Source organism: Iodobacter ciconiae (genome assembly GCF_003952345.1).
GTDB lineage: Bacteria > Pseudomonadota > Gammaproteobacteria > Burkholderiales > Chitinibacteraceae > Iodobacter > Iodobacter ciconiae.
In genome coordinates this window covers 2,059,146-2,071,274 of the sequence record NZ_CP034433.1, presented here as the reverse complement: position 1 = coordinate 2,071,274, position 12,129 = coordinate 2,059,146, and the positions used below count along the sequence as shown (strand labels likewise).

Genomic DNA, 12,129 nt, shown 5'->3' with positions numbered 1-12,129 from the left:
AAAAAAACACAAAGCCGCATCGTGCGGCTTTGTGTTTTTAATGCAGCTTTGTTGATGTTTGAATCAGTACGCTTATAGTTATGTAGATTTTGCAGCAGGAACTTATAGCGCGGCAAGCGCGGCTGTGTAGTCTGGCTCTTCCTTGATTTCGGAAACTAATTCCGCATGCAGAACCTGATTGTTTTCGTCCAAAACAACAACTGCCCTGGCCGATACTCCCGCCAGCGGGCCGCTGATAATTTCAACACCATAATGGCTTAAAAATTCACGGCCACGCATGGTAGATAAGCTCACTACATTTTCCAGGCCTTCGGCACCGCAAAAACGGCTTTGTGCAAATGGCAGGTCAGCTGAGATGCAAAGCACAACTGTATTTTTTAAGCTGGAAGCTGTTTCGTTAAAACGGCGAACCGAGGCAGCACATACGCCGGTATCAACGCTTGGGAAAATGTTCAGTATTTTTCTTTTACCCGCAAATGTGGCTAGCGTGGCATCGGATAAATCTTTTGCAACCAGGCTGAAATCCTGAGCCTTGTCGCCTACTTTAGGAAAAGTACCTTTGATTTGGATGGTGTTGCCGCCAAGCGTTACTGCAGACATAGGTAATCTCCGTTTTGTGGTCATTGATTTTTTAATTGCAATGCAAGGTGCTGAGTTGGCTTTGATCAGTTATCAGGAGTGTAGCGTTCCAGCTTGGTTATTTGTTCTGCATCGTCAACGATTTGTTCTGCTTCTTCCTCAACGGGCGGGAATAAACATTCTGCCATCGCGCCGTAATCTGGCTCAGAGCTTAAATCAGAAACCAGCTCGCTATAGGTAACAATATCGTAAGTGTTCAAGCCAATCAGCGCTGTGGCCATAAAGCCGGAAAGCGGTATATCGGTAATCATTACGCCATAGTCTTTATGAAAATCCCGGCCACGTAATGTGCACAGCAGCTGAACCCGGCGAAAGCGCTCTTGTTCCATTGCACGGCTCAGGGCATAAGGCGTGTCTACAGATACCACTAAAATGACACAATCCGGCCAGTCGGCAGATAGGCGATCTAGCTGGCGGGCAATCATCAGGCCGACTTCACTATCAATACTCGGAATGACTGCGATGACTTTGGGTTTACCGGCGAAACGCGAAAGCGGCACATCGATCATGCCTGAGTCGACTAATAAAAAACTATGAGCGTATTCGCCAACAACGGGGAACTGTCCCCCGACATTGATTTCAGTATGGTTTAAATAGACTGTAGCCATGACCGGTCCCGTATATTTATTGAGTTATACAGATTGGTTTTAAATGCGATGCCCTGTTATTTATACAGGACAATGGCTAGGGATAAAACCAATATATAGAGTAGGCAGTGGAGTGCAGCTCACCTAAATCGATTTGTAGAAAAGCCCGTAAATCATCTTGCGCATCAAACTTTAGCTGTTTTTTTTCATGTCCGTTCAGGTATTCAGCAGGTTTAAATATTTTTTTAAGCACCGTTCTTTCCTGATCATCTGTGAGCGTCACCTCAAGCATAGGCAGTGCCTGCTCGTACTGGGCAAGATTACGTAATGTGGCATTGAGCTGGATGATGTTTGGAAACTCGGGCACATAACTGAGTTCCGACCATTCGGAGCGCAGCATTTCTGTATTTTCGGGTAAGGGCATGCTGCAGCCAAGTGCCTGGCAGAGCGTAATAAGCTTGGGGCGCATCCAGGGGAATTCCATCGATATCTTGGTGCGCTGCTGATAAGCGAGCTGTGCGGCAAAGCTAAAAATCAGAATAAGGCAGGCGGCGATCCACAGCCCTTGCCAGCGCGAGCGGGCAGGAGTCGGCATTTCATCGACTTCGGCGTAGATAGGGCGATAGTTCTGACTCGTGTTTGCTGCCGAAGGCGCTTTGATCCGGTTTGGGCCTGGGGGCGTTGCAACCTTGGCTGTTTTGGGTTGTGCCACAAAGCTCGCTTCAGGTTCCGTGACAGGCGTATCTGGCACAATCAGCTTAGAGCGGGCACGCTCTGCTGGCTGAGGCTGAGGCTGAGGCTGAGGCTGAGGCTGAGCCGGGCTGGCCTTTGGTGTGGCAGGGGGCCTTACCCCAGAGACGGCTGGCGCAGGCGCTACCGTTAAAGTGATGGCAGGCTCTGTTTCGCTTTCCAGGCTCTTGGTCGCATTAAAAATAAAGGCGCAACGCCCGCAGCGAACCTTGCCCCGGTGGGCTTGCAACTGTGCTGCCGTTACACGAAAAGCGGTTTGGCAGTTTGGGCAACGGGTAATATCGTTCATGCGGTTTATTTACGAATACCTGATAAGCAAACCCAGCCCTCTTCGGCTTGCGGAGCGTTCATTGCAAACCATTGGCTGTAGATAGTGATCACATCATCAGCTTGCTCGGCCAGAATACCGGACAACGTAATGCGACCGTTCATTTTTACTTTAGCAGCCAGCATAGGGGCTAAAGCTTTGAGTGGATTGGTTAGAATATTGGCAATCACGACATCATAGGTCTCGGCGGGTTCTGCGTCTGGCAGATAAAACTGCACTTCAACTGTATTTTGTTCTGCATTCTGTCTGGATGCGGTCATGGCCTGTGGATCAATATCTACACCCGCTGCCGAGGCGGCACCGAGTTTCATGGCTGCAATGGCTAAAATTCCAGAGCCGCAGCCATAATCGAGTAAGGTTTCGCCCCTTGTAAGGTGATTATCCAGCCATTTCAGGCAAAGACGTGTTGTAGGATGACTACCCGTACCAAAAGCCAGACCTGGATCGAGCTGAATGCTGATCGCCCCGGTATTCGGGCACTCGTGCCAGGTCGGGGTGATCCAAAGCCGCTCGGAAATGGGGATGGGATTAAATTGTGATTGGGTGAGGCGAACCCAGTCCTGCTCTTCAACGCGCACCACATCGTGGGGTGGAATAGCTATCTTCAAAGTATTACTTGCTGCGGTGACAATCAGGCTGGTGTCGATATCTTCATCAAAAAGGGCGAGCACCACGCTGTTTTCCCACATTTGATCGACCGGCTCTCCCGGCTCACCAAAGATCGGCTTTTCTGCATCGGTCCCTGCTGCGGCATCTTCAACACTTACGGACAATGCGCCCAGCTCAAAAAGTGCGTCGGAAAGGCGTTCTGCCTGGGATGATTCAGTGGTGATACGTAGTTCTTGCCAGGGCATTTTTTCTTACCTAATGGGATTCTCCCCCGTATTGTCGCATTCTCGCCTTCTTTTGAGAATGCTTTTGCTGCCTGTGGTGGTTATTTAGCGGAATTTTTTGCTTGAAGGGTGCTTGGCTTTGAATCTTTGAGGTGGAATTATTGACTGAATAATTATTCAGGCTTTCCCTAGTCTTGCGTGAGGTTTGATGTGGGTCAATGTTACAATGGTACTTCGTTAAGTAATGTACCGCATACAGATAAACAAGGATAAACACGAAATGCCTGTCTTTTTTGAGTGGAGTGATGAGTTATCGGTCGGTATTCAGGAAATTGATGAGCAGCATAAAGTACTCATTGATCTGCTCAATGTATTGCACGATGCGATTCGTTTGCACCATGGCAGCGAGGCGTCGGGGCATATTTTAGGCAGGCTGGCCGATTACACCCGGTCTCATTTTATGGTGGAAGAAAGCTTAATGCGTATTTTGGGCTACCCCGATTACGATGAGCACAAGCGGTGTCACGAAGATTTAATAAAACAGATGAACGATTTACAGGCTCGTTTACTTGGTGGTGAGGCGATTACTTTTGAATTAATGCATTTCTTAAGAAACTGGCTGATCAATCATATTATGGAAGGTGACAAGCGCTACACCAAGCATTTTTTATCGTGCAGCGCGCAAGCGACGAGTCATAAAAAAAGCTGGATGGAGCGTTTCTGGGCCAAGCAGATGGCGTTCTGATTGGTATTTGATTGTGTGGCAAGCTTTTGCCCTTTCACCTTTGGGATTCCCGAAAATTTGCTGTTTTTTGGCCAGACTATTTTGCCAGGCGAAAGTTCCCTTTGCTTTTTACGAAATGCAAAGCCGTTCCGGTCAAAGAGCATATGATGCCGTTTTAAAGTCGCGTTGATGCTCAAGGCAACAAAACCGGGTAGATTTTGTGCGGTTCACCGGCTAGAATGGGGCGCTTTGCATTATTGACACGGAACCGACTCGATATGTTCATTGCACCCGCATTTGCTCAAGGTGCCGCACCGGCGGCAGGAATGGACTTTATGTCTTTTCTTCCCATGATCGTGATTTTTGTTTTGTTTTATTTTATGTTGATTCGTCCACAACAAAAACGCGCTAAAGAACAGCAAGCCATGCTGGCTGCCCTGGCTAAAGGCGATGAAGTTGTGACCAGTGGTGGCATGGCTGGCCGCATTGCCAAGGTGAATGAGCAGTATGTCACTCTTGAGCTGGCTGATGGCGTAGAAATCCTGTTCCAACGTGCTGCTGTTGCTGCGCGTCTGGAAAAAGGCACTATTAAAAATAACAAGTAAAGCCCAATTAGGCGGCAATGGTTGTGTTGAACAACTGTGCCGCCTTTTGTGCATTTCTGGGTCCTGCCATGAATCGCTACCCGATTTGGAAATACCTATTAATTATTCTGAGTGTTGCTTTGGCAGCGCTCTACACCTTGCCTAATCTGTTTGGTGAAAGCCCGGCAGTACAAATTGCCAGCGTTCGCGCTACGGTGAAGGTCGATGCCGCGCTTCAGCAAAATGCCGAGGCTGTTTTGAAGGGGGCTGGTATTAAAACCGAAGATGTCTTCTTTGATGGCACATCGGTAAAGTTTCGCTTTAAAGACACGGAAGTTCAGCTTAAGGCCAAAGATCTTTTACAGGCCAGGCTGGGTGATGATTACAGCGTGGCTTTAAATCTTTTGTCAGACACGCCGTCCTGGTTGACAAAACTGGGCGCTAAGCCCATGTCACTGGGTCTGGATTTACGTGGTGGTGTGCACTTTTTGCTTGAAGTGGATATGAAAGCGGCTGTTGATAAGGCGCTGGAAAAAACAGCAGGTGATGTTCGCCGTGAGCTCAAAGAAAAGAAAATTCGCTATGGCCGTATTGTGGCTACCCGTGACAGCGTTGAAGTTCAGCTGCGTGACGAGGAAACTACTCAGGCAGCTGCCAAGGCTTTACGCCAGGTCCTGCAACAGAGCCAGATTGATGTTCGCGAGAACAAAATTGTGATTTCGTATTCTGCTGTCGCATTGCAGCAGTTGAAAAACGATGCCGTGAAGCAAAATATCACCACCTTGCATAATCGTGTGAACGAGCTGGGCGTGGCTGAACCCGTGATTCAGCAGCAAGGCGAAGGCCGTATCGTGGTGCAATTGCCGGGCGTGCAGGATACCTCCAAGGCTAAAGATATTCTGGGCCGTACTGCCACACTGGAAGTACGGATGGTGGAAGATGATCAGGCCAAAATGTCCGAAGCACTCAATGGCAATGTGCCTGCGGGCTTTGAGCTATTAAGTGAGCGCGGTAGTGATGGTCAGAACCGTCCGATCTTGCTGAAAAAAGAAGTCGAGCTGACGGGGGATAATATCAATGATGCACAGGCGGGTTTTGATGATCAGAACTCGGCAGCGGTGCATATCAACCTTGATTCTACCGGTGCTGCCATTTTTAAAACGTTAACCAAAGAAAGTATTGGTAAGCGTATGGCGATGGTGCTGGTTGAAAAGGGCAAGGGCGAAGTAGTGACTGCGCCTGTGATTCGTTCTGAAATTGGCGGCGGCCGTGTACAGATTTCTGGCTCGATGGGCGTTGCCGAAGCCAACGATACCGCTCTGCTATTACGTGCTGGCTCCTTGGCTGCACCGATGAATATCGTGGAAGAGCGTACTATTGGCCCTAGCCTGGGCAAGGACAATATCAGCAAGGGTTTTAACTCGACGCTTTATGGTTTCTTTGCGATTGCCGTCTTTATGATGATCTATTACCGTGTATTCGGTGTGGTATCGGCGATTTCACTTGCGGGTAATTTATTATTCCTGCTGGCGATGCTGTCTTTACTTGGTGTGACATTAACACTGCCGGGTATTGCAGCGATTGCTTTAACGCTGGGTATGGCAATTGATGCCAATGTGCTGATTAATGAGCGTATTCGGGAAGAGCTACGTTTGGGCATGACACCCCAGGCTGCAATCAGTAATGGTTATGATCATGCTTTTGCGACGATTCTGGATTCCAACGTCACAACCTTGATTGCCGGTCTTGCACTGCTGATTTTTGGTTCGGGTGCAGTACGCGGTTTTGCATGGGTTCATTGCATCGGGATCCTAACGTCAATGTATAGCGCGGTGTTTGTTTCTCGCGGCGTTATTAACCTCATTTATGGCGGCCGTCGTGTTTCGACGCTGGCCGTGTAAGGGTGCATCGCAATGATTGAATTTTTTCATATAAAGCGTGATATCCCGTTTATGAGCTATGGCAAGCTCACAACGGCGATTTCTCTGGCAACCTTTGTTCTGGCTGTGGCGTTTTTGGTGATGAAAGGCCTGAATCTGGGCGTGGAATTTACCGGTGGTACGGTGATGGAGCTGCGTTATGCCCAGTCTGTCGATTTAAACCAGGTACGTGAAAAGGTAGACAGTTTAAAGTATGGCGAGGCCCAGGTTCAGTCACTGGGTACTACGCGCGATGTGATGGTGCGTTTGCCAAACATCAAGACCAAAACCAGTGCCCAGCTATCGAATGAAGTGCTGAATCTGCTTAAGGCGGACAACTCTGCTGTTGAGTTGCGTAAGGTTGAGTTTATCGGCCCATCAGTTGGCAGCGAGCTGGTTACCCATGGTGCAACGGCGATCTTGCTGGTATGCGTCGGGATTATTGCCTACCTGGCTGTTCGTTTTGAATGGCGTTTTGCGGTATCGGCTGTGATCGCCAATATGCACGATGTGATTATTATTCTGGGCTGCTTTGCATTGTTTCAATGGGAATTCAGCCTGACTGTGCTGGCGGGTATTCTGGCTGTGCTGGGGTATTCCGTGAATGAATCGGTGGTTGTGTTTGACCGGATCCGTGAGAATTTCCGCAAGCCCAATCTGCGTGGTAAAACGGTGCCGGAAGTGATTGATAATGCGATTACAGCAACGATTAGCCGTACAATCATTACCCACGGCTCGACCGAGTGCATGGTGTTATCGATGCTGATTTTCGGTGGGGCAGCCCTGCACGGTTTTGCTATGGCTCTTACGATTGGTATCGTGTTCGGTATCTATTCATCAGTTCTGGTGGCGTCCCCGCTTTTACTGATGCTGGGTGTTACACGTGAAAATATGATTAAGCCGGTCAGAATCAAAGAAGAAGCCGTAGTTTAAGTTTTTTACTCTGTGCTTAGCCCTAAGCCGACGAGCATCTCGTCGGCGTTTTTATGCTTGCTAGGTTGTTGAAAAATGGATTGCGCCGCAGGCTCTGGTTTAAATAAAAGGTTTTAAAGTATTTCGGGGTCATCCATCAATTGTGGGGCGGCTCACCCTTTTAATCTCGTAGTCTTTTTCAACAGCCTGTTTGGAGAGAAAAGATGGAATTTAATCCCATTGATGTGTTTTTACATCTTGATATGTATTTAGCCCAGATTATTGCCCAATATGGCAATTGGGTTTATGCACTTTTGTTTTCGGTGATTTTTGTAGAAACCGGCGTGGTGATCATGCCTTTTTTGCCGGGTGATTCATTATTGTTTGTGGCCGGTATGCTGGCAGGTGGCGGACATATGAATTTATATGTTCTGATGGGCTTGCTATTTACTGCTGCAGTTTTGGGAGATGCAGTTAATTACACGATTGGCCGTTATTTTGGTCATAAGCTTTTTGCCAATAAAGATTCCAAAATTTTTCGCCAGGATTATTTGCAAAAGACCCACGCTTTTTATGAAAGGCATGGTGGTAAAACCATTATTCTGGCGCGTTTTGTACCTATTGTGCGCACCTTTGCGCCTTTTGTGGCGGGTATGGCCGAGATGAGTTATCACCGCTTTTTAATGTTTAATCTGATTGGTGCTGCGGTCTGGGTGGTTTCCTTGCTTTACGCAGGTTATTTCCTTGGTGGTATTCCTTTTATTGCAAAAAATATTGGTTCAATTGCAATTGCACTGGTGTTGATTCCTGCTATGCCGGTGGTGATTGAATTTATTAAAATGAAGCTCGCTAAGGCTGAGGTATAAATCAGCTACTTTCGGTAAAGCATCACTCGGATGCCTTAAGGGCATTCGAGGCAATCTCGCTGGAGCAGGTTATTCCCTATCTATGAGTAAATCTTTTCATACCGAAAAGGCAGCCATGCGGGCTGCTTTTGATAAAGCAGCCACAAGCTATGATGCTGCGGCGATTTTGCAGCGCGAAGTGGCTGATCGTATGTTTGAGCGGCTGGATTACATCAAGGTTACTCCTGCTACCGTATTGGATGCGGGTTGTGGCACGGGTTATTGTGCGCCGCAATTAAAAATGCTTTACAAAAATGCCCGGTTGATTGAGCTGGATTTAGCGCCGGGCATGTTACAAGTGGCTAAGGCCAAAGAGGGCGGAGGCTTAAAAAAGCTGTGGGCAAATTTACGTGGCCAGGGTGCAGACTATCTTTGTGCTGATATCGAATCCTTGCCGCTGGCAAATGAATCGGTGGATGTAATCTGGTCCAGCCTTACCTTGCAATGGTGTAATGAGCCGGATGCTGTATTTGCAGAATTTAGCCGGGTTTTAAAGCCCGGCGGGCTATTGATGTTTTCTACTCTTGGCCCGGATACCTTAAAAGAGTTACGCGCATCATTTGCTGAGGTTGATGACAAAGAGCATGTAAACCGTTTTATCGATATGCATGATCTTGGTGATGCCTTACTCAAAAATGGTCTGAGTATGCCGGTGATGGATATGGAATACCTTACCATGACTTACGATAGTGCCAAAGCGATCATGCAGGATTTAAAAGACATCGGAGCGCACAATGTTGCGACAGGGCGATCGCGGGGCATGCTGGGTAAAGCCGCCTGGCAAAAGATGGTGGCAAAATACGAAACATTCAGGCGCGATGGTTTACTGCCATGCACCTATGAAGTGCTTTACGGTCATGCCTGGAAGCCTTTAACGCCGCCTGCCAGAAAGAATGCAGATGGCAGCCAGATTATTGAATTCAGGCCACGGCAAGCATGAGCGGGCAAATGTTTTTTATAACCGGCACGGATACCGATGTGGGCAAAACCATCGCCACAGCGCAGCTTTTGCGTGGTTTTGTGTCAGCGGGCCAATCAGCAGCAGGGATGAAGCCCGTTGCTGCGGGCTGTGAATGGCGGGACGGTAAGCTCTGGAATAGCGATGTGGCTGCGCATGCTGACGCGTCAAATGTCCCGGTACCGGCTCATCTGGCTTGCCCCTATTTGTTTGAAGCACCCATCTCACCCCATTTGGCTGCCAGAGATGCCGGGCAAGTTTTAGATTTGGATTTGATTGTCAATGCGGCTAAACAGCTGCAAACGCTGGCTGATGTGGTGCTGGTGGAAGGGGCGGGTGGCTGGTTTGCCCCTTTGTCAGAAGAGGCGTCCATGGCTGACTTGGCAAGGCGTCTGCAAGCTCCTGTGATCCTGGTGGTGGGGATGCGTTTAGGTTGCCTGAACCATGCCATGCTGAGTGCCGGGGCTATTTTAGCGGCAGGTTTGCCTCTGGCAGGGTGGATTGCTAACCAGCTTGATTCAGAAATGCCGCGCTATGCCGATAATGTGCAATATCTGCAAACACATTTGCCTGCACCATTACTGGCAGAAATAGCACATAACCCAGAGGCTCAGTATTTGGCTTTGCCTTCACAAACAATAGCAGTACTTGCTTGTGAAGCAGGAGCAAAGCAAACTATAAATAATCGAAGGGATAATTGCAGATGTTAAGAATCCTTTGTTTTGTTGTGTGTTTGGTTTTATTGACCTCTTGCTCTAAGCCTCAGTTTCAGGGTAGTGATATTAGTGGCGGTGCATTGGGCGGCGAATTTACTTTAAGCGATCACATGGGCAAAACCCGTTCTTTGGCTGATTTTAAAGACAAAATTGTAGTCATTTTTTTTGGCTATACCCATTGCCCTGATGTTTGCCCCACGACCATGATTGAATTAAAAAACGCAATGAAGCAATTGGGGAAAAAAGCGGATCAGGTGCAAGTATTATTTGTTTCGGTTGATCCAGAGAGAGATACTAAAGAGGTATTAAGCCAGTATGTACCTGTTTTTGATTCACGATTTTTAGGGCTGAGTGGTACGCCTGCGCAATTAGCAGAGGTGGCGGGGCGCTATAAAATTATTTACCAGAAACAAATAAGCGGTAGTGGTGATTACACGGTTGACCATAGCGCGGGTAGTTATTTGCTGGATAAAAATGGCAAGCCGCGTGTAATGGTAAGCTATGGTGCAGGTACAAGTGTATTTGTGCATGACTTAACACTTTTGCTTAATGAATAATTAATGAAGGCGAGAAATCTGTGGGTGAAAGCGAGCAAGTAAGTCCGATTTCGGACGGAGAGGATATTGAGGCTTACCGGATCACCGCACCGATGGAAATTGGTGCCGTGTTGCGCACGCTAGCTCAGCGCGGAACTTTTATTACTATTTATGTTAATGAAGGACGGGAGCTGATTTTATCCCGTATTTTGGACGTCGATATGAAGGGCAAAACCTTCATTTTTGATATTGGCGGGCATTCAGAAACTAATCAGGTTTTACTTAATTCTCCCCGATCTTTAGTGCTGGCCATTCCCGATGGTGTAAAAATACAATTTGCAATGGGCATCGTTCGTAATTGCAAACATGAAGATGGCCCGGCCTTAACTACAGCTTTTCCTGCTGATTTAATCAAATTGCAGCGCCGCGAATATTATCGTTTGCCAACACCTGTTGCCCGGCCTTATCGTTGTCAGATGGTCTTTGCAAATGGTGCACGCGAATGGGTGAATTTGCATGATATATCTTTAGGCGGAATTGGGGCGTGGATGCCTAATGAACTTAAACCCTTAATTGAAAAGGGAAGTGTTCATAACGAGATTTCTTTTGATTTTGGTCCTGCCGGAATCATGAAGCTTAATTTTGAAGTGCGCTCATTACGCCAGCTTGAGCAGCGCCCAGGGCAATTTGCCTGGATGATGGGGTGTCAGTTTGTTAATCTGCCAAGGCAAACTGAAGCAAATATTCAAAGATTAATGGCACAGCTAGAGGCGGAAAGAAAAGCACTCACCGGCTGATAGCCTGGATTAAAACAAAAGAGGGCGAAATTATTCGCCCCTCTTTTTATTTCTGTTTTAGAAAAAAATCAACACTAGGCCATTTTAGCTTTAGCCTTAATTCTTTTTTTAAACGTATATTTCTCAGCCGCCGTGATTCATTTAAAAAAGACATCAGGCTTGCCGATAACGCTGCCGGCGCATCCTGGCGGCTAATTCTGGGTGGATGGGGCTGGCCAATAAAATCTGCTACCTGGTCAAAATAATCGCCCATTTTATGCGGCTGATCGTCCACTACATTAATCGCCCTTAATGGCTTTCCGCGAAATAGAGCAATGCTCACGGCTTTAGCTAAATCATCGGCATGAATATGATTTGACCAGCTGTCTTCATTACTGATTAATGCAGGTGTGGCTTGCATAATACGCTGCACGGGTAAGCGTTCACGCGCGTAAATCCCCGGGGCGCGTAAAATAGCCAGCTTGATTTTTTGTGATCTGGCCCACGCTTTCAAGCTGTTTTCTGCCGCAACCCTGCGAATGGCTCTGGCCGATTGTGCAAAGAGGGGCCGGGTTTCTGCCACCCATTCACCCTTGCAATCGCCATAAACGCCACTGGTGCTGATGTAAGCCAGGTGACGAGGTGTTAGAATCGCTGACTTATCAAAGCCCGTGTAGCGCTCCATTTTGGCGATAAAGCGCTTGCAGCGTATATCATCATTACCCTCGCCTGCTGGCGGCGCACTATAAATAATCCAGCGGGCAAGGCCGGATAAACGGTGCAGGCTCGCGGCCTGATCCAGGTCGCACAGTACAGGGATAAGTCCAAGCTTACGCAGCTTGCCTGCCGCTTCAGCGCTACGTGCGGTGGCATAGACTTTGAAACGTTGAGTTAACCAAGGCAGGGCGCGGATAACAACATCGCCGCACCCTATAATAAGTAATCGATTTTTTCGCATAGCG

14 protein-coding genes are annotated in these 12,129 nt (G+C 47.9%); 9 read left to right on the top strand and 5 right to left on the bottom strand.

Annotation, left to right across the window (positions count from 1 at the left end; all coding sequences use genetic code 11):
• Positions 1–102 precede the first annotated feature (102 nt).
• The 4 genes from tpx (EJO50_RS09095) to prmA form a co-directional block, all read right to left on the bottom strand.
• Entirely contained in the window at positions 103–600 is a 498-nt protein-coding gene (tpx, locus tag EJO50_RS09095) for a thiol peroxidase (protein WP_125973504.1), read from the bottom strand.
• Positions 601–665: 65 nt separating this feature from the next.
• Positions 666–1,247 (bottom strand): thiol peroxidase, encoded by a 582-nt coding sequence (gene tpx, locus EJO50_RS09090; protein ID WP_125973502.1) that lies wholly within the window; start codon positions 1,245–1,247, stop codon positions 666–668.
• 76 nt (positions 1,248–1,323) lie between these two features.
• Positions 1,324–2,265: a DUF3426 domain-containing protein gene (locus EJO50_RS09085; protein WP_125976396.1), complete on the bottom strand. Its 942-nt coding sequence runs from the start codon at positions 2,263–2,265 to the stop codon at positions 1,324–1,326.
• Positions 2,266–2,270: 5 nt separating this feature from the next.
• Positions 2,271–3,158 (bottom strand): 50S ribosomal protein L11 methyltransferase, encoded by an 888-nt coding sequence (prmA, locus tag EJO50_RS09080; RefSeq protein WP_125973500.1) that lies wholly within the window; start codon positions 3,156–3,158, stop codon positions 2,271–2,273.
• 259 nt (positions 3,159–3,417) lie between these two features.
• Here prmA and EJO50_RS09075 point away from each other — a divergent pair, with 259 nt between their 5' ends.
• From EJO50_RS09075 to EJO50_RS09035, 9 genes are all read left to right on the top strand, one after another.
• The gene (locus EJO50_RS09075; RefSeq protein WP_125973498.1) at positions 3,418–3,882 is read left to right on the top strand and encodes a bacteriohemerythrin; all 465 of its coding nucleotides are present in this window, start codon (positions 3,418–3,420) and stop codon (positions 3,880–3,882) included.
• 257 nt (positions 3,883–4,139) lie between these two features.
• Positions 4,140–4,466 (top strand): preprotein translocase subunit YajC, encoded by a 327-nt coding sequence (gene yajC / locus EJO50_RS09070; RefSeq protein WP_125973496.1) that lies wholly within the window; start codon positions 4,140–4,142, stop codon positions 4,464–4,466.
• 68 nt (positions 4,467–4,534) lie between these two features.
• A complete protein-coding gene (gene secD / locus EJO50_RS09065; RefSeq protein ID WP_125973494.1) occupies positions 4,535–6,346 on the top strand; it encodes a protein translocase subunit SecD in 1,812 nt (603 codons plus the stop codon).
• Between the two features lie 15 nt (positions 6,347–6,361).
• A complete protein-coding gene (gene secF, locus EJO50_RS09060; RefSeq protein ID WP_125976394.1) occupies positions 6,362–7,297 on the top strand; it encodes a protein translocase subunit SecF in 936 nt (311 codons plus the stop codon).
• Between the two features lie 203 nt (positions 7,298–7,500).
• A complete protein-coding gene (locus EJO50_RS09055) occupies positions 7,501–8,142 on the top strand; it encodes a DedA family protein (RefSeq protein WP_125973492.1) in 642 nt (213 codons plus the stop codon).
• An 82-nt stretch (positions 8,143–8,224) separates the two neighbouring features.
• The gene (bioC, locus tag EJO50_RS09050; RefSeq protein ID WP_125973490.1) at positions 8,225–9,121 is read left to right on the top strand and encodes a malonyl-ACP O-methyltransferase BioC; all 897 of its coding nucleotides are present in this window, start codon (positions 8,225–8,227) and stop codon (positions 9,119–9,121) included.
• A gap of 8 nt (positions 9,122–9,129) precedes the next feature.
• Positions 9,130–9,849 (top strand): dethiobiotin synthase, encoded by a 720-nt coding sequence (gene bioD, locus EJO50_RS09045; protein ID WP_233702022.1) that lies wholly within the window; start codon positions 9,130–9,132, stop codon positions 9,847–9,849.
• Entirely contained in the window at positions 9,843–10,412 is a 570-nt protein-coding gene (locus EJO50_RS09040) for an SCO family protein (protein WP_125973486.1), read from the top strand. The genes bioD and EJO50_RS09040 overlap by 7 nt, the downstream gene beginning before the upstream one ends.
• Positions 10,413–10,432: 20 nt before the next feature.
• Positions 10,433–11,188: a flagellar brake protein gene (locus EJO50_RS09035; protein ID WP_125973484.1), complete on the top strand. Its 756-nt coding sequence runs from the start codon at positions 10,433–10,435 to the stop codon at positions 11,186–11,188.
• 46 nt (positions 11,189–11,234) lie between these two features.
• Here EJO50_RS09035 and EJO50_RS09030 read toward each other — a convergent pair whose 3' ends face one another.
• Positions 11,235–12,125 (bottom strand): NAD-dependent epimerase/dehydratase family protein, encoded by an 891-nt coding sequence (locus EJO50_RS09030; RefSeq protein WP_125973482.1) that lies wholly within the window; start codon positions 12,123–12,125, stop codon positions 11,235–11,237.
• Positions 12,126–12,129 lie beyond the last annotated feature (4 nt).

Bases quoted from the DNA above. Each gene is read 5' to 3' on its own strand.
- tpx (WP_125973504.1), bottom strand. From the start codon at position 600: ATGTCTGCAGTAACGCTTGGCGGCAACACCATCCAAATCAAAGGTACT.
- tpx (WP_125973502.1), bottom strand. From the start codon at position 1,247: ATGGCTACAGTCTATTTAAACCATACTGAAATCAATGTCGGGGGACAG.
- EJO50_RS09085 (WP_125976396.1), bottom strand. From the start codon at position 2,265: ATGAACGATATTACCCGTTGCCCAAACTGCCAAACCGCTTTTCGTGTA.
- prmA (WP_125973500.1), bottom strand. From the start codon at position 3,158: ATGCCCTGGCAAGAACTACGTATCACCACTGAATCATCCCAGGCAGAA.
- EJO50_RS09075 (WP_125973498.1), top strand. From the start codon at position 3,418: ATGCCTGTCTTTTTTGAGTGGAGTGATGAGTTATCGGTCGGTATTCAG.
- yajC (WP_125973496.1), top strand. From the start codon at position 4,140: ATGTTCATTGCACCCGCATTTGCTCAAGGTGCCGCACCGGCGGCAGGA.
- secD (WP_125973494.1), top strand. From the start codon at position 4,535: ATGAATCGCTACCCGATTTGGAAATACCTATTAATTATTCTGAGTGTT.
- EJO50_RS09055 (WP_125973492.1), top strand. From the start codon at position 7,501: ATGGAATTTAATCCCATTGATGTGTTTTTACATCTTGATATGTATTTA.
- bioC (WP_125973490.1), top strand. From the start codon at position 8,225: ATGAGTAAATCTTTTCATACCGAAAAGGCAGCCATGCGGGCTGCTTTT.
- bioD (WP_233702022.1), top strand. From the start codon at position 9,130: ATGTTTTTTATAACCGGCACGGATACCGATGTGGGCAAAACCATCGCC.
- EJO50_RS09040 (WP_125973486.1), top strand. From the start codon at position 9,843: ATGTTAAGAATCCTTTGTTTTGTTGTGTGTTTGGTTTTATTGACCTCT.
- EJO50_RS09030 (WP_125973482.1), bottom strand. From the start codon at position 12,125: ATGCGAAAAAATCGATTACTTATTATAGGGTGCGGCGATGTTGTTATC.